This window comes from Clostridium chromiireducens, assembly GCF_003575225.1.
Lineage (GTDB): Bacteria > Bacillota > Clostridia > Clostridiales > Clostridiaceae > Clostridium > Clostridium chromiireducens.
In genome coordinates this window covers 886834-902948 of the sequence record NZ_QXDJ01000002.1, presented here as the reverse complement: position 1 = coordinate 902948, position 16115 = coordinate 886834, and the positions used below count along the sequence as shown (strand labels likewise).

Here is a 16115-nt window from a genome sequence, read left to right as displayed (position 1 = left end):
ATCCTTCACCTAATTCATACTTTTGATTTCTTTACAAACTTAGTTGTTACTTAATATCCAAGGTTTTTGTATGCTATCTTTTAAATTGTTATAAGTATAAACAAGTTTTCTTATTCCAGTATCTAAATCTTCACTTTCTAAAACCTGCTTATCATAATCATTTTCAAGAATTAATCCCATATCTACTTGTGCTTTCCCAAAACTTAATTTTGTATTTGTTGAATTAACCTGCTCTTTCAAAGTATCTATTTTATTTTCTAAATCAAGAAGCGTTGAATAGCCTTCTTTTAATCCATTTTTAAGGTTCCTCTTTGATTCCTCTAGTTTAACTTTTGCTTCGCTCACATTATAATCTCCATTAATATATTCTCCATATGCATTTAGCTTAGCTAAATATTCCATCTGTTTTTGTTGATATTCTATTAGTTTTAAAGCATAGGAACCTGAATCAAATTCATATGTTCCATCCTCCTTAGCTGTTATGCTTAAAGCTTTATCTGGAAGCTTCTCTGTATCCTTTATCATAATGTCTTTTATTCCATCATCTTTTAAATCTTTCATGTAATCTTTAGTAAGTTTTAATATTTCAGTATCATATTTTAAATATTTATCTATTTTGTCATCTATATACTCATCCATAGAACCACTTATTTTAAATTTTTCATATTTCATGCTATCGTCAAGTTTATAAGTATTTTTTATATCCAAATCTGTAAGCACTTTAAAATATTCTTTGTTATCATTTAACAAATTCTCCTTTGCCTTTATGTCATTTTCTAATGATTTTAATTCAATTTCTGCATCTTTAACTTCAGTAGGCGTTGCCATTTCCAATGATAATTTCCCTTTAATAAAATCAAAATCTTTTTTCTTAAGTTCTAAATATCTTTTTGATTTATTCATATCAATTTCTTTTAAAATCATATCGTTATATTTGTTAGTTATATCATTAGCAATTTGGTCTTCCATGAATTCTTTTGACTCTTTTGTTTGTTTTTCTTGAAGTTCAAGCTTATCATAAGGAAAATCATATACTTTCTGACCAATAGATTCATAATAATCATTGGTCTTTTCTTGAAGATTAATTTTATCTTGGTACATTTTAATTTCTTTTGATTTCAATTTTAGTTTGTCACTATTGCTTATAGCAGCTTCAATTGCTTTATCTAATGTAAGAATTTTTCTTACTTCAGTAATTTGTAGATTTTGAGTCTTAGTTGAGATATCTACTATTTTCTCATTTACTAGAGTTGTTTGAACCTTAGTTAACTTTTCCTTATCTTCTACTGCAAACGCTGGTAGAGAGCTGCTATTAATAATGCTTAGAACAATTCCAATTATTAATACTTTTTTTATTTTTTTACTCATTTACATCCACCTCTATATTATTAATTCTAAAACTCATTTTATTCTACAGTTGTATATTATCTTTACAACTGTATATTTATAATTTATACTGTTGCTATATAGTAATCAAGAAACAATATTTTTAATTTATACACTTAATCTACAATTTGGAATAAATGTAGATTATTAGTTTGGAGGAAAAAATATGAGTAATAATACAACTACAGAAACCCTTGATCTAAGAATAAGAAGAACTTATAAGTTACTATCTGATTCTTTAATATCATTACTTACAGAAAAAAGCTTTGAAGATATTAGAATTTCAGATATCTGTGATAAAGCTATGATACATAGAACTACCTTTTATAAACATTTTGAAGACAAATACCAATTGCTTGATTTTTTATTAAGACAATTAATAAAAGATTTTGAGGAAAAAAGTATGCAATATTCTGATACAGAAGACTCAAAGAAGTATTATACAAATTTATTTAAACTTCTTCTTGAACATATGTGTGAAAATAAGAAAATGTATTGCGTGGGATTATTAAAAAATGGTTCTGCAATGAAAACGCTTCAAAAAATAGTACTTGAATGCGTAAAAGCAAAACTTAAAAATGATGAGGCTAGTGGAATTAAATTTATTGTCCCTATAGATATCATTGCGGACTTCTATTCCCCTGCTTTAGTTTATTCTGCCGGTGAATGGCTTGAAGAAGGTATGCCTATATCAATTGACCAAATGGTTGAATATTGCAATACTATAGTTGGTGCATTACATATAAGTGATAGAAGAAAATAGTTACAATAGCTAGGTAAATTATTACTGCTTTCTTATTTAGCTTTTCAACAGTAAATTATTTAATATCTTCAACTATATAGATAAAATTTATGATAAACCTCAACAAAAAAAAGACTCCAAGGTTAGTTAAGCCTTGGAGTCCTTTTTGCTTAAATTTAATTTTCTAATCAAATTTAATTATTTATTTTTATAATTTACCTTCATAATCTTCAATCATGTGTTTAACCATAAAGCCACCAACACTTCCATTTTGTCTAGATGAAAGGTTGCCCTTATCTACATGTTCATAATCACCTAATCCAATTTCTGATGCAACCTCAGTTTTTAATCTGCTTAAACCTTGTTTTGCTTCTGGTACTAAAGTTCTGTTTCTTCCACTTTTATTTGAAGCCATTTCTATCTCCTCCTTTAGCAATTAATTTATTGGACACTATTATATTAACCATCATTACAAAAAATAATCTATTTAATTAATAACAAAAATAGCATTGAAAAGTTCTATTAGATAACTTTATATATTTTGTAATTAAAACTCGTTTCTTAAAAAATAAAGAAATTTCTATTTTAAATAAAAACAGATAACAGACCAATGTATCAATTGATCTGTTATTTTCATAGGCTCCTATTAAATTTAAAAGGTACACATAATCCTAAATTTTCTACTAAAAAATCATTCAGTAACCTCTGCATATATCCTTACTATGTTGCTATGATCACGTTCTACTTTCAATATTTTAATTAAATTATTATCCCAAATATACTCAGCTGCCTCGTTAAAATCTTCTGCGCTTAAATTTGCTTCATTACTTGATAATGTTATTATGGATTTCTTTCCTGATTTAATTGTTGGTACTGACTTTATTTTTTCTAATACTACATTTACATTATCACCCATACTCTCATTCCTTTCATATAACTATTATATAAAAATCAACTTATTTTATTCTTATAAAAATAACAAAAGCTAATGAGGCATCTCTATATATTTGTACTTGTCTACCAGCTTAATAATATAATTATAGTTCAATAATTGGTTAGAAGTAATTAATTTTTTGTTAATAATTATTCTACAAAAAATAATAGATGCGCTAAGAATTACCTTAATGCATCTATTAAAATTTATTTATTAAAAATTTTTTGTAATTTTTATTATATACTTGCCACCAAGCCAGCCAGTATTTCCATTTTGTCACAATAATAGCTTGTCTTTATTTTGGAGGCATTATAGTAGCAATTCCTTTAAGCACCTCAACTCCATTTTGATTAGTACATATAGTATTTAATTTTATTCTATTCTTTTCTTCAATCTTCTCTATTATTTCAACCTCAGCTTTAATTGTATCTCCTATTTTTACTGGGGCTAAGAATTTCAGTTCTTGTCCAAGATAAATTGAACCTGGGCCAGGCAACTGCATACCTAGCACTGCAGACACTAAACCAGCTGTTAGCATTCCGTGAGCTATTCTACCTTGAAACATTGTTGCCTCAGCTTCAACTTGATTTATGTGTGCTGGATTCAAATCTCCTGTTATACCGGCATATAAGTATACATCGGTTTCTGTAATAGTTTTTTGAAAAGAAGCTTTATCCCCAATATTTAATTCTTTTATAGTCAATCCTTTCATTTGCAATTCCTCCTTTTTAAGCTATACATAATCCTTATCTTCTTTTGCAATTCAAATTAAACAAAGTGAAATATGCTTTGTAATGCAATTAATACAAATACTGTCCCTGTCTTTATACAAGTGATTGCAAATATATCTTTATATGATTGTTTATGAGTTAGGCCTGCAATTCCTAGTAATGTAATAACTGCACCATTATGAGGTAATGTGTCCATTCCACCTGAAGCCATTGCAGCTACACGGTGAAGTAATTGAGGATCTATTCCTACACTATTTGCCCAAGTTAAATATTGTTTACCAAAGGTATCAAGAGCTATACTCATTCCCCCTGATGCAGAACCTGTAACTCCAGCAAGAGTATTAACTGTAACTGCTTCTGAAAGTAATGGGCTTCCATTTGGATTAATATTTGTTAAAGCATGAGCTATAGATTGAAATCCTGGTAAAGTCTTTATAACATTACCAAAACCTACTTCTGATGCTGTATTCATAACTGCTAATAATGATCCAACTGCACCTGCATTAATAGATGTAGCTAAGTTACCTTTCATACGCTTTGGATTAATAGCAACTGCAAGAATAATACCGCATACAAGTGCAATCATAAGTGCCCAGTTATTCATAGAACCGATAACTCCTGCTTCTGGAATTTTGTAAGGTTCCTTAGTTACCCAAGATACTATATCCCATTTTGGAAATACAACTTTTTGTAAAATTAAAGTTATTCCTAGTACAGATATTAGTGGTAATGCTGATATAAATGGATTTGGTAAATTACCGTCTTCAACCATGACAGGTTCTTGCTTATGATTTTCTCCGTAACCTTCTCCATTTGCTTGAGCTTTACGTTTACGCCATTCTAAGTAAGATACTCCACAAACTAAAACGATAATCGCACCCAATGTTCCAAATACTGGAGCTGCATAAAGATCTGTGTTAAAAAACTTCATTGGTATAGAGTTTTGAATTTGAGGTGTTCCAGGAAGTGCATCCATTGTGAATGTAAAAGCACCAACAGCAATAGTTGCAGGAACAAGTCTTTTTGGTATATCTGCTTCTTTAAATATTGAAGCTGCAAATGGATAAACAGCAAATGCTACAACGAAAAGGCTTACTCCACCATATGTTAATATAGCTGCTGCTAAGATTACAGATAACATAGCACGCTTTTTGCCTAACTTCTCTACTATAAATTTCGCAATAGATTTTGCTGCACCAGATTGTTCCATGACCTTACCAAATACAGCACCTAATAAGAAGAATGGAAAGTAAACTTTTACATAGTTACCCAAATTAGGTAGAAATATTTCTGTATAAGTTGGCATTACTGCCATTCCAGAAAATACAGCCGCTGCTATTGCAAATATAGGTGCGAAAACAATAACTGAGAACCCCCTATAGGCCATGAACATTAATAATGCTAAACTTAATAAAATACCTATAACTGCCATATATAAAACCTCCGTTATTTTATTATTTTTCTTTTCTACTACTCTATCCGTCTTTTCATTTATCTAAGTTTGTCCGTTATTTTAATCCCATAATTTTATCTTCAAAAATTCTTTCATCCATTATCTTTAAGTCTTTTGAGATTATTGGATTGAAATCCATTTGATCGAGAATATCCTTTTGTATATCTATACCTGGAGCTATTTCTTCCAAAGTCACTCCATTACTTGATAATCTAAATACTGCCCTTTCAGTTACATATAATACTTGTTGTCCAACATCCCTAGCATAATCTCCGCTAAATGTTATCTGTTCAACATCCTTTATGAATTTTTTTGATTTACCTTCATTTTGAATTATTAACTTGCCATCATTAACACTGATCTTAAGTCCTCCCGCTGTAAAAGTTCCACAGAATATAACCTTCTTTGCATTTTGAGTAATATTTATAAATCCTCCACAACCTGCTATCTTAGGACCAAACTTACTTACGTTTATGTTACCTTCTTCATCACATTGAGCTAGTCCCAAAAACGCTACATCTAATCCTCCACCATCATAAAAATCAAATTGAGATGATTGATCTATTATACTATCTGGATTTATAGCTGCCCCGAAACTTAAACCTCCTGCTGGAATTCCACCAATCGGGCCAGATTCGATAGTTAATTTCATTGTATCACCTATACCTTCTTCATTGGCGACAATTGAAATTCCCTCTGGCATGCCTATTCCTAAATTCGTAACTGCATTTGGTATAAGTTCCATTGCACAGCGCCTTGCAATTATTTTTCTTTCATCCATTGGCAGGCATTTGATAGTATTTGATGGCATTTTTATCTCTCCGCAAAAAGCCGGATTAAATGCTTCAGAGAATGTCTGCATATGATCTTCAGCATTTGCTACAACTATTGCATCTACAAGTATTCCAGGAATTTTTACGAGTTTTGGATCTAAAGTTCCTTTTGATACTATCTTTTCAACCTGAATGATAACTTTTCCCCCTGAATTTTTAGCTGCTTGGGCCATTGCTAAACCATCAAGGGTTGCAGCCTCTTTCTGAAGGCTTGCATTTCCATCCTCGTCTGCGTAAGTAGCCCTTAGTATAGCTATATTTATCGGAAAAGCCTTGTAGTATAGATACTCTTTATCATCTATTTCGATTACCTTTACAATATCTTCAATAGTATATTCATTTAATTTTCCACCTTCAACTCTCGGATCCACAAAAGTTTTTAAGCCAACATGAGTTATTGTCCCTGGCTTTCCAGCCGCAATATCTCTATACAGACTAGATATTACTCCTTGTGGAAGATTATAAGCTTTTATCTTATTTTCAATGGCAAGCTTTTGAACCTTAGGTGCTAACCCCCAATGTCCTCCAATTACCTTTGAAAGAAGACCTTCCTGCCCTAAATGATTTAATCCTTTTTCCTTACCATCTCCTTGCCCTGCTGCATAAACAAGCGTTAATTTGTTAGGGCTGCCCTGCTCTAGGTAAATTTCTTTAAGCTTCTTAGAAATCCCCTCAGCATGTCCAGCGCCTATGAATCCTCCAAATGCTACTGTGTCTCCACTTTTTATTAATGAGATTGCATGTTCAACTGACATTATCTTGCTCATATCTTATCCTCCTTTTCACATACTCCATAAAGCAAGAGTTTAATATTTATTGATAAGTTCGTTTATACTTATTTATATAAGCAACATCCATGCCAAAGTTTTAAAGGAGAATTTAACGTAAAATAGGGCTTTATCCGTCTAGAATTAAAGATAAAACATATAATACTCGAAAATTATGTACGTTTTTCCGTACATAATTTTAAGTAAACATTTACATATTGTGCGTGTTTCCGTACAATTATTTTCCATAAAAAAAGTAGTTGTTCGCATTAGCGAACAACTATACTTGTATTTTATACTTTTCTATTTTCTCATATAAACTGGTACGACCTATATCTAAAATTTTTGCAGCTTTTGTTTTATTCCCATTTGAAGCTCTAAGAGCAAGAATAATAGCATTTTTCTCGCTTTCCTCAATAATGTCGTGAAGTCTCTTAGGAATTATCGACGCTTTTTTACCTGTAATTTCTTTCGGTAAATCATCTACATTAATTACTTCACTATCCCCCATAATATTAATTGCGCGCTCTAAAATATTCTCTAACTCTCTTACGTTACCTTTCCATTCATAGGTTTTAAGATATTGTTCAGCTTCTTTTGAGATTCCTTTAACTCTTTTATCTAAGTCCACTGAGAGCTTTTTAATAAGATGATTTGAAATTAGTATAATATCATTTCCACGTTCTCTTAAAGGAGGAATTTCGATTGTTACAACATTAAGCCTATAGTACAAATCCTCACGGAACTTCCCCTCTGAAACTAATCTTTCAAGATTTCTGTTTGTCGCAGCAATTATTCTTATATTAATCTTCTTAGTTGCAACGCCACCAACCTTTTCAACTTCTCTTTCTTGAATAACTCTTAAAAGCTTTACCTGCATATGAAGAGGCATATCTCCAATTTCATCTAGAAATATTGTTCCTTCATTTGCAATTTCAAATTTTCCTATCTTCCCTTCTTTTTTTGCTCCAGTAAAAGCTCCCGCCTCATAACCAAACAACTCTGATTCAAGCAAATCACTTGGAATAGCCGCACAATTAACTTTAACAAATGGTCCTTCATGGCGGTTGCTTTCTGAATGAATAGCATGGGCAAAAATTTCCTTTCCAGTACCGCTTTCCCCTAAAATAAGTACATTTGAACTGGTATGTGCCGCCTTTTGCACTATTGCCTTAGCTAAAAGAATAGTATCACTTTCTCCTATTATATTTTCAAGAGAATAGCTAGCTGTATTTAATTCCTTAAGCTTTGATTTATAATTAGCCAATTCCTTTTCTATTACACTAATCTTTTTGTAAAGACTATTTAATTCTTTTACATTTCTAAATAGAACTTTTCCCACTACCCCAATAATTTCTCCATTCTTTATTATTGGTATTCTCGATGCTATCATATAATTTCCTTTAATCCTATGAAGCTGGGCTACTTCTTCTTTACCTGTTTCAAGCACTATTGGCATTCTTGTATTCTCTATAACTTCACTAACATGCTTGCCTATTGCATCTTCTCTCTTTATTCCTAAAAAATCTGTATATGCATTACTCATCATAGTTATTATACCCGCCTTATCAATAATAACCATTCCATCATAGGCAGTCTCTATTACTGTATTTAATATTTCAGTACTATTTCTCTCTTCATCAAGTTTATGAAGAAGTTGATTATAATTTGTAACATTACTAAAAATTAAGATTGATCCTTTTAAATCACTTGATTCACATAACGGTATAATACTCAATATCAAATTCAACTCACCAACTACTATTGTTCTCTTGATTTCTTCTCTTTTAGTTGATAAAAAATATGCTATTTCTGAATTTAGTATTAATTTATTAATATCTTCTCCCAAGCTGTTTTCACAATCTATATCAAAAAGAATGCTGGCAGCCTCATTAATAAAAAATATGTTGTTACTATTGTCTACAGCTATTATTGCATTAAACATATTATCCAATATAACTTTGAATTTTTCTAAATAGTTTGCTAGTAATGGCTCTTTCCCCATATAATAACCTCTCTCATAAGTCATATTTTTAACTTTAGTTTACTAAAAATTCTATATAAATTCAAAAAAGCTTTTTAAGGCTCCAAGTTCTTTAAGATTTCAATATCTATATCTTCCTCATAATTTACTCCATTTATCTCAAAACCATTTAACTGCATAAATTCTTCTTTATATCCTTCGTAATCGGATAATGTTTTAAAATTATCTGGAGTAATTTTCTCCCACAAATCATTCACTTCACTTTGTATATCTTCCCTAAGCTCCCAATCATCCATTCTAAGTCTTCCTGCTTCATCAAATTCAGCTGGATTTATTGAGTATACTTTTTCATTAAACATTCTTTGAGTCTGCATTATACAATTTTCGTGCAAGCCTTTTTCTTTCATTACCTTATATAGTATTGCTGCGTAAAGAGAAAAGCTTGGTATAAATGCACTTGCCTTTGTAACCAGTGCTTTATTCACTGAAACAAAAGCTTTCCCATTAATCTTATTTTTCCATTCCTTATCTATTTCTAAAGCAGAATTTTCAAGGTGACGTTTAGCCCCACCTATAGTTCCTTCCTTATAGATTTTGTATGTTCTTGGTGACCCAATATATGAATAAGCAATTGTTATAGCTTTATCTGAAAGACAGTCATTTTGAAGGAGTAATTCGCACCAATCCTTCCAATCTTCCCCTCCCATAACCTTCTCCGTCGCTCCAATTTCCTCTTCCGTTGCTGAATTAATTTTTGTCGTAATTAACTCATCTTTTTCTATATCAATTGTTGGCCCTGAAAATGCCTCTGAAGTAGTTTTTAATGTTGAATCATATATTTTTCCTGTCTTCGGATCTTTTCTTCTTGGAGCCGCCAAACTATAAATAAGCAAATCAATTTTTCCAAACTCTTTCTTTATATAATCTATAACATTTGCTTTAACTTCATAAGAAAATGCATCTCCAATAAAATTCTTTGCAATAAGACCTTCCTTTTCTGCAAATTCCTTAAAAAATATGTTATTATACCATCCAGCGGTGCCTGTTCTTCTATCTGTAAAACCAGTTTCAAATGAAACTCCTATTGTATCTGCCTTTGCTCCACCAAAAGCTAATGAAATTCTTGTTGCGAGTCCAAATCCTGATGATGCTCCAATAATCAATGCTTTTTTAGGCCCATTAAATTGTTTAGCCTTTTTACAATATTCTATTTGATTTAGTACTTCTTTTCTACATCCATATGGATGAGCTGTCTTAGCCATTCCTTTAATTAATTCAGGTTTAAATCTCATGGTATACCCTCCAATAAACTTGGTTACTATTTCCTTTTATTATATCAATTTCACATATAAAATAAACAATTATTTATCTTATATATTTAATATGTTAATTTCACTTTTGTACAAAGTTTATTGCTAGCATAATAATCTCTGCTATCATATAATACCGTATTAATAATGTTTTATGAGAAGGAATTAAATGAGCAAACTAAATCCAGAAAAACTTTCAGTTGAATTTAGAAAAGGGGTTACTTCTACAGAACCTATTATACCAAGACGCTACACATTAACTCACAATGATATGACTGCAGAACTTTTTTTAACAATTGGATTAAGATATGCTAATGATAAAATTACTGCCATGAGAGATGAAGTACTAGGCGAATGGGTTAAGCCAAAGGATAAATACATTTTTTATGTGTATCTATATGTAGATGGACAATTTGGCTCAGAAGTAGCAGCTATACGAGATTATATTTTTAGACGAGAACTTCCATTAGCCCTAGAATCTATACGGTATGGAGATAGGGACTTTTTTAATACACATCCTGAATTAAATAATTCTAGAATAACTGTTAACTTTTCATCCACAGATTCACAATACAATAAAATAGAAAATTGGGGTACTTTCCAAGACTACGATATTACAATGAAAATGGTAAACTAAAGAAGCCTGCTCGAGGTGAAGTCCTCGCCTTAAGCGCATTAGTTCCAATTCTAAACAATGAATTAATACTTTCTAAATATCTTCTAATATAATATAAAATTAGGCCCTCAAATGTTATTCTTAACATTCGAGGGCCTAAAATAATTGGCTAGGATGACAGGATTCGAACCTGCGAATAATGGAGTCAGAATCCATTGCCTTACCGCTTGGCGACATCCCAATATGTGGGGTGAACGATGGGACTCGAACCCACGACAACCAGTGCCACAAACTGGCGCTCTACCAACTGAACTACGTTCACCATAATAATATATTTAATAATATAAATTCACTTTCCAAATTTAAAAAGTAAATATTACTAAAATATATGTTATTAAATTCATTTGCCTGTTTATTATAAAATACATATTTTTATTTGTCAATAATATACATACTTTCTTTTTATAGATAGATAACGTATAAGTTAGGCTCATGTGATAAATTACCTAAATAAGTAACATATTGTGTTTCATTGGAGTTATTATTTTTAATCTTTTTTATATCTACTATTTCACTCATTACAATTAATTTTAAAAAAATTATATTCTTATCATTAATATTACTACACTCAAATCATAATTTTTCATCAATTATATTAAATACATAATAATATTGTTGATGATTTAAATATGAATGAAAAAAGATATCTGACTTCTAAAATCAGATATCTTAATAAAAATAAGTTAGGCATATATAAATATTATAATTTCTTTAATTATTTTATAATTTTAAATTCATAACCTTGCTTTTTTAAATATTCTATTATTCCCGGTAAAGCTTTTGCTGTTTCTTCTTTTCCATAAGTATCATGCATTAATATTAATGCCTTTTCTCTATTGCCTATAGTTTTTATAGCCTCCTGAGTCAACTTACTTGCATCTTTATGTCCACTTTCTGCATCTCCAGATAATGCATTCCAATCAATTTGATGCCAATCTCTTTCATGCAAAGCTTTGTCTATAGCCTCTGCTCCTTGTGGATCCTTCTTGCTCCAAGTCTCCTGCCCACCTGGAAATCTAATAGCACGAGATGAAAAATCCTGCCCTAAAACATTTTTTATAGCTTTATCTGTTTTATCAAAATCAGACATACAATTATCTAAATTTATCTTTCCATTTGGGAATAAGTATTTATAATCATGTGAATAAGAGTGAATGCCAATTCCATTACCTTCTGCTATTTCTCTCTTTACTAAGTTCTTGCTTTCATCATCTTTATCAACATATTTTCCTATAAGAAAGAAAGTTGCATGTACATTTTCAGATTTAAGAATATCTAATATTTGTGGTGTTACTGTTTCTGATGGACCATCATCAAAAGTTAAATAAGCAACTTTTTTACCATCAGCTCCATCTGGTTTTTGTCCTTTAATTTGCTGATCAATATACTTTTCCAAATATGCGACATTTTCTACATTACTTTCGCTTTCTTTATTTAGTGAATCATCATTTTTTTGGGTATCTTCATTATTTCGTTCAGCATCTTTACCATTAGTTTGTGCAAAACTACTAACTGCTTGTACCGCTTGATCTTTCCTAAAAAACTTTTGATCCATTATTGCAAATCCTACAATTCCAAATAATACAACTGCAATAAGTAATATAGAAATCCTCTTTTTCTTAATACTCTTCACTCTATTCTTATTATTTATATAATTACGTTTCATTTTTCTACCTCTTATAAATTGGCCATTTTCTATTATTTTTACAATTGATGCTTAAACTGACTGTTATAGAGTTCCGTATAAATTCCGCCCTTATTTACAAGTTCATCATGATTTCCTCTTTCAACAATTTTACCATTCTTCATAACAAGTATTATATCTGCATCCCTTATAGTTGAAAGTCTATGGGCTATAACAAAACTTGTACGTCCCTTCATCATTGAAAGGAAAGCACTTTGTATTTTTAATTCTGTTCTTGTATCTACACTACTTGTTGCCTCATCTAATATAAGCATTGGTGGATCTATAAGCATTACTCTTGCTATAGTTAAAAGTTGTTTCTGACCTTCTGAAAGGTTTCCTCCAGATTCAGTTATAAGCGTATCATAGCCATCTGGAAGTCTCTTTATAAAGCTATGAATAAATGCTGCTTTAGCTGCATTTTGAATTTCTTCTAATGTAGCATTTGGTTTACCATAAGCTATGTTTTCCCTTATAGTCCCCTCAAAAAGCCATGTATCTTGAAGTACCATACCAAATTGACTTCTAAGATTATCTCTCTTAAGATTATTTATTTCCCTGCCATCTATAGTAATCTTACCTTTATCTAAATCATAGAATCTCATAAGCAGGTTAACCATAGTAGTTTTTCCAGCACCTGTGGGCCCTACAATAGCCACTGTACTTCCTTGATTTATATCCACACTGAAATCTTCTATAAGTTTCACTTTTTTATCATAAGAGAAAGATACATTTTCAAACTTAACATTTCCTTCACATCCAGTTACATTTTCAGAGTCCTTAGCATCTGCTTTTTCTGGCTCTTCATCTATAACAGAAAATATTCTTTCACAAGATGCTAGAGCTGCTTGAAGCTGAGTAGCAACACTTGTAATATTGTTTATTGGTTGTGAAAATTGAGTTGAATAAGTTAAAAAACTCGAAATCACACCAACACTTAATCCACTTAAAACTGAAAGTATACCCCCAACCAAACCTACTAAAATATATGTAATATTATTAACAAGTCTTGTTGCTGGATTTGTAAGTGATGAATAAAACTGAGCAAGCTGTCCACATTTATAAAGTCTTCCGTTAATTTCTCCGAAGCTTTCCTCAGCTTTTGTTTCATATCCAAAAAGTCTTACTACCTTTTGATTTCCTATGATTTCTTCTATATATCCATTTAATTCTCCTAAAGTCTTTTGTTGCTCTTTAAACATTTTATTAGATCTTTTTGTAATAAAAGAAGCAATAAGGAAACAAAATGGTGTCATTACTACTATTACAGCTGTTAATTTAAAACTTAAGCTTACCATTAAAATAAGTGAACTTAATATTGTAATTATACCTGGATAAAATTGTGTTATACCTTGAAATAATCCATCTGAAATATTATCCATATCATTTGTAAGTCTACTTATAATATCTCCATGAGGATGTCTATCAAAATATTTTAGAGGAAGATTACTTATCTTACTTAACGCTTCATTTCTAAGATCCCTTACTGTGTTATAAGCTACAATATTGGCAACTATGGTAAATAGCCATGTAAATAAGGCACTTATTACATAAATTATTCCAAGTATTATAATTGTTTTTATTAAACCGTCAAAATCAACTTTGCCCTCTGTAATTATTTTATCAATAGCTTTTCCGACTATTAATGGCATAAAAGCAATAAGGATATTACTTATAAGTGCAAATATTAAAGATGCAAACATATAACCTTTATATTTTGAAACATAACCTATTAATCTAGAAAATGTACTTTTTTTCATTTACATAGCCTCCTTTGTAATTTGAGAACTACATATTTCTTTATAAACCTCTGATTCTTTAAGCAATTCTTCATGTTTTCCAACTCCTGCGAGCTTTCCATCATCTAAGACGATTATTAAATCCGCATCTTTTATAGTGCTTATTCTTTGAGTAACCATCATTACAGTTGTACCTTGAGAATTTTCCTTAAGAGCTTCTCTAAGAGCTGCATCTGTAGCATAATCAAGGGCACTTAAACTATCATCCATAATTAATATTTCTGGATTTTTCACTAAAGCTCTTGCTATAGTGAGTCTTTGTTTTTGACCTCCAGAAAAATTAACTCCTCCTTGAGAAATATATGTATCATATTTCTCAGGCATTTTTTCCACGAAATCAGCTGCCATTCCTATTTTAGCTGCTTTCTTAACTTCATCCATAGTCGCATTTTGAGATCCCCATCTTATATTTTCTGCTACAGTACCAGAGAATAAAACAGCCTTTTGAGGAACTAAGCCTATGTTATCATCAAGTTCTTTTTTATTTAAATCTTTAACATTAATTCCATTTATTAATATACTTCCTTTAGTTGTATCATATAATCTAGGAATTAAATTAACTAAGGTAGTTTTTCCTGAACCTGTACCACCTATTATTCCAACCATTTGTCCTCTTTTTATTTCAAAAGATATATTTGTAATAGCATCTTCCTTAGAATCCTTGTAAGAAAAAGATACATTATCAAATTTAAGTATTGGCATATTTTTATCATTATTTTTACTAAAAGTGCTATTTCCACTATACTTAATGCTTGCCTCCGTATTAAGTACTTCATTTACACGAGCTGCACTAGCTGCTGCTTTAGTAAAGGTAACTATAAGATTAGCTAGTACTATAAGAGCTGATAAAACCATATTTATATAGTTAATATAAGCAATAACCTTTCCTGTTGTCATTGCACCTTCATTTACTCTTATTCCACCAAACCAAATTACTGCCATAAGTGCAAAATTCATTATTATACTTGTAACTGGATTCATAAGTGCAGATATTTTTCCTACGTGAATTGCAGTGCTTGCAAGTTCTTCATTTGATTCTTTAAATCTTACCTTTTCCCCTTCTACTCTGGCAAACGCTCTTATAACTCTAACTCCAGATAGATTTTCTCTTAATATAAGTGCTAATTTATCAAGTTTTTTCTGAACCACTTTATAGAGAGGAAGTGATTTACTCATAATGAGATATATAGCAAAGGCAAAAAATGGTATTGATAAATACATTATTAAAGATAATTTAAGATCAAGATACATAGCCATTACAATTCCACCAATGCAAAGAAATGGAACTCTTATAGCTAGTCTTATAAGCATTGCAAGACCAAGTTGAAGTTGATTTACATCATTTGTTACACGATTAATAAGAGATGGTGTTCCAAAATCATCAATCTCATTATAGGAAAAAGTTCCTATCTTTTTAAACATCTCATTTCTAAGAGTTGTACCAAATCCCTGTGAAGCAATTGACGCAAAATATTGACAGGTAAAAGATGACACAACTCCAAGAATTGCCATTAAAAGCATTATTAATCCTACCTCAAAGATGTATTTAACATCTCCTGTTCCTATACCTTTATCTGTTATGAGAATCATTATTGTAGGTATAGATATTTCAAAAATAGCCTCAAGCAATTTAAATATAGGTCCGAGTATAACTTGTTTTTTATAAGGCTTTGCGAATCTAAATAAATTATTCAAAGTTTATCCTCCATTCTTTAGTGTATTGTTGAATATTTTTCTAATTTCCTTTATTATTATATCAAAAATGAATACATATAAAAAATACATGATATATATGAGTGTCATATATATTTTATAT

Annotated in this window: 13 protein-coding genes and 2 tRNA genes; 2 read left to right on the top strand and 13 right to left on the bottom strand. The window is 30.5% G+C overall.

The genetic code is table 11. The features are described 5' to 3' along the window. Positions 1-39: 39 nt before the first annotated feature. Entirely contained in the window at positions 40-1368 is a 1329-nt protein-coding gene (locus tag D2A34_RS09485; protein WP_119366446.1) for a TolC family protein, read from the bottom strand. A gap of 184 nt (positions 1369-1552) precedes the next feature. Here D2A34_RS09485 and D2A34_RS09480 point away from each other — a divergent pair, with 184 nt between their 5' ends. Beyond that, positions 1553-2149, top strand: coding sequence for a TetR/AcrR family transcriptional regulator C-terminal domain-containing protein (locus D2A34_RS09480; protein WP_079437890.1), 597 nt, complete (start codon positions 1553-1555; stop codon positions 2147-2149). Between the two features lie 187 nt (positions 2150-2336). Here D2A34_RS09480 and D2A34_RS09475 read toward each other — a convergent pair whose 3' ends face one another. The 7 genes from D2A34_RS09475 to fabV form a co-directional block, all read right to left on the bottom strand. Beyond that, positions 2337-2543, bottom strand: a complete 207-nt coding sequence (locus D2A34_RS09475) for an alpha/beta-type small acid-soluble spore protein (RefSeq protein ID WP_079437889.1) — start codon at positions 2541-2543, stop codon at positions 2337-2339. A 276-nt stretch (positions 2544-2819) separates the two neighbouring features. Then, a complete protein-coding gene (locus D2A34_RS09470; protein WP_079437888.1) occupies positions 2820-3044 on the bottom strand; it encodes a hypothetical protein in 225 nt (74 codons plus the stop codon). Positions 3045-3357: 313 nt separating this feature from the next. Then, complete coding sequence (locus D2A34_RS09465) at positions 3358-3774, bottom strand: MaoC family dehydratase (protein WP_079437887.1); 417 nt, start codon at positions 3772-3774, stop codon at positions 3358-3360. Between the two features lie 56 nt (positions 3775-3830). Beyond that, the gene (locus D2A34_RS09460; RefSeq protein WP_079437886.1) at positions 3831-5225 is read right to left on the bottom strand and encodes a GntP family permease; all 1395 of its coding nucleotides are present in this window, start codon (positions 5223-5225) and stop codon (positions 3831-3833) included. A gap of 76 nt (positions 5226-5301) precedes the next feature. After that, on the bottom strand, positions 5302-6846 hold the full coding sequence (locus D2A34_RS09455) for an acyl CoA:acetate/3-ketoacid CoA transferase (RefSeq protein WP_079437885.1): 1545 nt from the start codon (positions 6844-6846) through the stop codon (positions 5302-5304). 280 nt (positions 6847-7126) lie between these two features. Continuing rightward, complete coding sequence (locus tag D2A34_RS09450; RefSeq protein ID WP_079437884.1) at positions 7127-8851, bottom strand: sigma 54-interacting transcriptional regulator; 1725 nt, start codon at positions 8849-8851, stop codon at positions 7127-7129. 74 nt (positions 8852-8925) lie between these two features. Next, positions 8926-10122: an enoyl-ACP reductase FabV gene (gene fabV, locus D2A34_RS09445; protein ID WP_119366445.1), complete on the bottom strand. Its 1197-nt coding sequence runs from the start codon at positions 10120-10122 to the stop codon at positions 8926-8928. Between the two features lie 187 nt (positions 10123-10309). Between fabV and D2A34_RS09440 the strand changes: the two genes are divergently transcribed. Further along, positions 10310-10777, top strand: coding sequence for a staygreen family protein (locus D2A34_RS09440; RefSeq protein WP_119366444.1), 468 nt, complete (start codon positions 10310-10312; stop codon positions 10775-10777). Between the two features lie 145 nt (positions 10778-10922). On the opposite strand, the gene D2A34_RS09435 is transcribed toward D2A34_RS09440, so the two are convergent. The 5 genes from D2A34_RS09435 to D2A34_RS09415 all read right to left on the bottom strand — a co-directional run bounded on the left by D2A34_RS09435 (position 10923) and on the right by D2A34_RS09415 (position 15994). Continuing rightward, positions 10923-10997 (bottom strand) — tRNA-Gln (locus D2A34_RS09435). Positions 10998-11002: 5 nt separating this feature from the next. Then, positions 11003-11078 (bottom strand) — tRNA-His (locus tag D2A34_RS09430). A gap of 453 nt (positions 11079-11531) precedes the next feature. Then, positions 11532-12482, bottom strand: a complete 951-nt coding sequence (locus tag D2A34_RS09425) for a polysaccharide deacetylase family protein (RefSeq protein ID WP_119366443.1) — start codon at positions 12480-12482, stop codon at positions 11532-11534. Between the two features lie 38 nt (positions 12483-12520). After that, on the bottom strand, positions 12521-14260 hold the full coding sequence (locus tag D2A34_RS09420) for an ABC transporter ATP-binding protein (RefSeq protein ID WP_119366442.1): 1740 nt from the start codon (positions 14258-14260) through the stop codon (positions 12521-12523). Beyond that, positions 14261-15994 carry an ABC transporter ATP-binding protein gene (locus tag D2A34_RS09415; RefSeq protein WP_119366441.1) on the bottom strand — a complete coding sequence of 578 codons (1734 nt, stop codon included), beginning with the start codon at positions 15992-15994 and terminating at the stop codon, positions 14261-14263. Positions 15995-16115 lie beyond the last annotated feature (121 nt).

Coding starts and splice junctions, on each gene's coding strand:
- D2A34_RS09485 (WP_119366446.1), bottom strand. CDS start 1,368: ATGAGTAAAAAAATAAAAAAAGTATTAATAATTGGAATTGTTCTAAGC.
- D2A34_RS09480 (WP_079437890.1), top strand. CDS start 1,553: ATGAGTAATAATACAACTACAGAAACCCTTGATCTAAGAATAAGAAGA.
- D2A34_RS09475 (WP_079437889.1), bottom strand. CDS start 2,543: ATGGCTTCAAATAAAAGTGGAAGAAACAGAACTTTAGTACCAGAAGCA.
- D2A34_RS09470 (WP_079437888.1), bottom strand. CDS start 3,044: ATGGGTGATAATGTAAATGTAGTATTAGAAAAAATAAAGTCAGTACCA.
- D2A34_RS09465 (WP_079437887.1), bottom strand. CDS start 3,774: ATGAAAGGATTGACTATAAAAGAATTAAATATTGGGGATAAAGCTTCT.
- D2A34_RS09460 (WP_079437886.1), bottom strand. CDS start 5,225: ATGGCAGTTATAGGTATTTTATTAAGTTTAGCATTATTAATGTTCATG.
- D2A34_RS09455 (WP_079437885.1), bottom strand. CDS start 6,846: ATGAGCAAGATAATGTCAGTTGAACATGCAATCTCATTAATAAAAAGT.
- D2A34_RS09450 (WP_079437884.1), bottom strand. CDS start 8,851: ATGGGGAAAGAGCCATTACTAGCAAACTATTTAGAAAAATTCAAAGTT.
- fabV (WP_119366445.1), bottom strand. CDS start 10,122: ATGAGATTTAAACCTGAATTAATTAAAGGAATGGCTAAGACAGCTCAT.
- D2A34_RS09440 (WP_119366444.1), top strand. CDS start 10,310: ATGAGCAAACTAAATCCAGAAAAACTTTCAGTTGAATTTAGAAAAGGG.
- D2A34_RS09425 (WP_119366443.1), bottom strand. CDS start 12,482: ATGAAACGTAATTATATAAATAATAAGAATAGAGTGAAGAGTATTAAG.
- D2A34_RS09420 (WP_119366442.1), bottom strand. CDS start 14,260: ATGAAAAAAAGTACATTTTCTAGATTAATAGGTTATGTTTCAAAATAT.